This is a genomic window from Streptomyces sp. URMC 127 (assembly GCF_051386535.1).
In the GTDB taxonomy this organism is placed as follows: Bacteria; Actinomycetota; Actinomycetes; order Streptomycetales; family Streptomycetaceae; genus Streptomyces.
Genome location: NZ_JBPQTW010000390.1, coordinates 1 through 2,763, shown reverse-complemented (window position 1 = coordinate 2,763; position 2,763 = coordinate 1). Strand labels below are relative to the sequence as shown.

The 2,763-nt window shown below is 73.3% G+C and carries 2 protein-coding genes; both read left to right on the top strand.

What is annotated here, in order from left to right:
• The first annotated feature begins 287 nt into the window (after positions 1-287).
• The gene (locus ACSNOH_RS34320) at positions 288-1,607 is read left to right on the top strand and encodes an ABC transporter substrate-binding protein (protein WP_436725365.1); all 1,320 of its coding nucleotides are present in this window, start codon (positions 288-290) and stop codon (positions 1,605-1,607) included.
• Positions 1,604-2,596 (top strand): carbohydrate ABC transporter permease, encoded by a 993-nt coding sequence (locus ACSNOH_RS34315; RefSeq protein WP_436725364.1) that lies wholly within the window; start codon positions 1,604-1,606, stop codon positions 2,594-2,596. The genes ACSNOH_RS34320 and ACSNOH_RS34315 overlap by 4 nt, the downstream gene beginning before the upstream one ends.
• Positions 2,597-2,763 lie beyond the last annotated feature (167 nt).

Below are 2,763 nucleotides of genomic sequence, written 5' to 3'. Positions count from 1 at the left end.
GCCCGGGCGCCCCCGCACGAGCTCCCTCCTACGGGTGAGGAGGGCGTGGCCGGAGCGACGATCGCCTCATCCGAGGGAATGATCGGATGCCGGAAAGGGTGTGTGACACGGCTCCGTCCTTCACGAGCCGTGTCCCGGAGAAGGGCGTGAGCGATGGCACCTGACAGCGCGACGGGACCGTCCCGCGAGCGTGCCGTGGGGGAATCGCCCCTCGGGCGTCCCGCGCCCGGGGCGGCCCCGGCGCCGGGCGGGCCCGGCCGCCCCGGCCAGGCGCTCGCCCCGCAGCCGTGAGGACCGCCTCGTGGCGCCGCGAGGCCGCCGCCGGCATCGCCGCCACGCTCGCCGCCGCCCTCTTCGCCGCCTGCGCCGATGACGCCCGCACCGGGCCGGACGGCGCCGGCGGCACCGCCGCCCGCAGCACCACGGTCACCGTCGGCACCTTCGGCGTCTTCGGTTACAAGCAGGCGGGCCTCTACGCCGAGTACGAGCGGCTGCACCCCGAGATCACGATCAAGGAGAGCGTGATCGAGCGGAACGACGCCTACTACCCGCAGCTCCTCACCCACCTCGCGGCCGGCGGCGGCCTCGCCGACATCCAGGCCGTCGAGACGGGCAACATCAACGAGATCGTCACCACCCAGGCCGACCGCTTCGTCGACCTCTCCCGCGTCCGCGGCGTCCGCCGCGGCGACTGGCTGCCCTGGAAGTGGGCCCAGGCCACCACGCGCGACGGCCGCACGATCGGCCTCGGCACGGACATCGGCCCCATCGCCGTCTGCTACCGCAAGGACCTGTTCGCCAAGGCGGGGCTGCCCACCGACCGCGAGAGCGTCGGCCGCCTCTGGGCCGGCGACTGGCAGAAGTACATCGACACCGGCAAGCGGTACATGGCCAGGGCCCCCGCCGGCACCGTCTTCACCGACTCGGCCGCCGGCATCTACAACGCCTCCGTCCACGCCCACGCCGAGCGCTACTACGACCACGAGGGCCGGCCCGTCTACCGCACCAGCCGCGCCGTCAAGGAGTCCTGGAACCTGGCCATGCAGGCCGCCGAGGGCGGTCTGACCGCCCGCCTCAAGCAGTTCGAGAAGCCCTGGGACCAGGCCTACGCCAACGGCCGCTTCGCCTCCGTCGCCTGCCCGCCCTGGATGCTCGGCTACATCAAGGAGAAGGCCGGCGCCGAGGGCAAGGACAAGTGGGACGTGGCCGCCGCCCCCCGCCCCGCCAACTGGGGCGGCTCCTTCATCACCGTCCCCAAGGCCGCCCGGCACCGCGCCGCGGCCACCGCCCTCGCCGCCTGGCTCACCGCGCCCGAACAGCAGGCCAAGCTCTTCGGCCGGCAGGCCAGCATCCCCTCCACCCCCGCCTCCTACGCCATGCCCCTCGTCCGGGACGCCCGCAACCCCTACTTCTGCGGCGCCCCCACCGGCCGGATCTTCGCCGCCGCGGCCCGCGCCATCCCCACCCTCGTCATCGGCCCCAAGGAGCAGCAGATCGGCACCGCCTTCACCGACGTCGGCATCCCACAGGTCGAACAGCAGGGCAAGTCCCCCGCGGCCGGCTGGAAGGCGGCACAGAAGGAGATCGACAGCGTGGTGGACGCATGACGGCCACGGCCCGCACCCCGGCCGCCGCCGGGACGCCCCTGCCCGGCCCGCCCCGTACGAGCGGAAGGGCCGCACCGGGCCCCTGGCGCCGCCGCCTCTACCGCTGGGACGTGCGCTACAGCCCCTACGCCTTCATCGCCCCCTTCTTCCTCTTCTTCGGCGCCTTCGGCCTCTTCCCCCTCGTCTACACCGGCTGGGCCTCGCTGCACCGGGTGGAGCTGGCCTCACCCGACCACATGGAGTGGGTCGGCCTGCACAACTACCTCCGGCTGCTGGACGACGCGTTCTTCTGGAACGCCCTGCGCAACACGCTCACCATCGGCGTCCTGTCCACCGTCCCCCAGCTGCTGATGGCGCTCTGGCTCGCCCACCTCCTGCACTACCGGCTGCGCGCCGCCACCTTCTGGCGCGTCGCCCTCCTCACCCCGTACGCCACCTCCGTCGCCGCCGCCACCCTCGTCTTCGTCCTCCTCTACGGTCGCGACTACGGCATGGTCAACTGGGCCCTCGGCGCCCTCGGCATCGGCCCCGTCGACTGGCAGAACGGCACCTGGAGCTCCCAGATCGCCGTCTCCTCGATCGTGATCTGGCGGTGGACGGGCTACAACGCCCTGATCTACCTGGCCGCCATGCAGGCCGTGCCCGACGAGCTGTACGAGTCCGCCGCCCTGGACGGCGCCACCCGCCGGCAGCAGTTCCGCTACGTGACCGTGCCCGCCCTGCGCCCCACGATCCTCTTCACCGTCGTCGTCTCCACGATCGGCGCCACCCAGCTCTTCGGCGAGCCCCTGCTCTTCGGCGGGGCGGGCGGCCAGAAGGGCGGGGCCTCGCACCAGTTCCAGACCCTCGGGCTCTACCTCTACGAACAGGGCTGGTTCAACTTCCACCTCGGGCGCGCCTCCGCCGTCGCCTGGACGATGTTCCTGATCCTGTTGCTGATCGCCGCGGCCAACATGCTGATCGCGCGGCGGCTGAGGAAGAGCCACTGAAGGGCCGCTGCCGTGACGCTCACGACGACCGGACGACCGAAACGCGAAGGCCCCGGCCCCCGGCGGCGGCCCCGGACCCGCACGAAAATCCTCCGCGGCCTGCGCAGACTCCGCCGCCCGGGCAGCGCCGGCCGCCTCCGCCCGCGCCGGCCGGCCCGGCCCGCGCC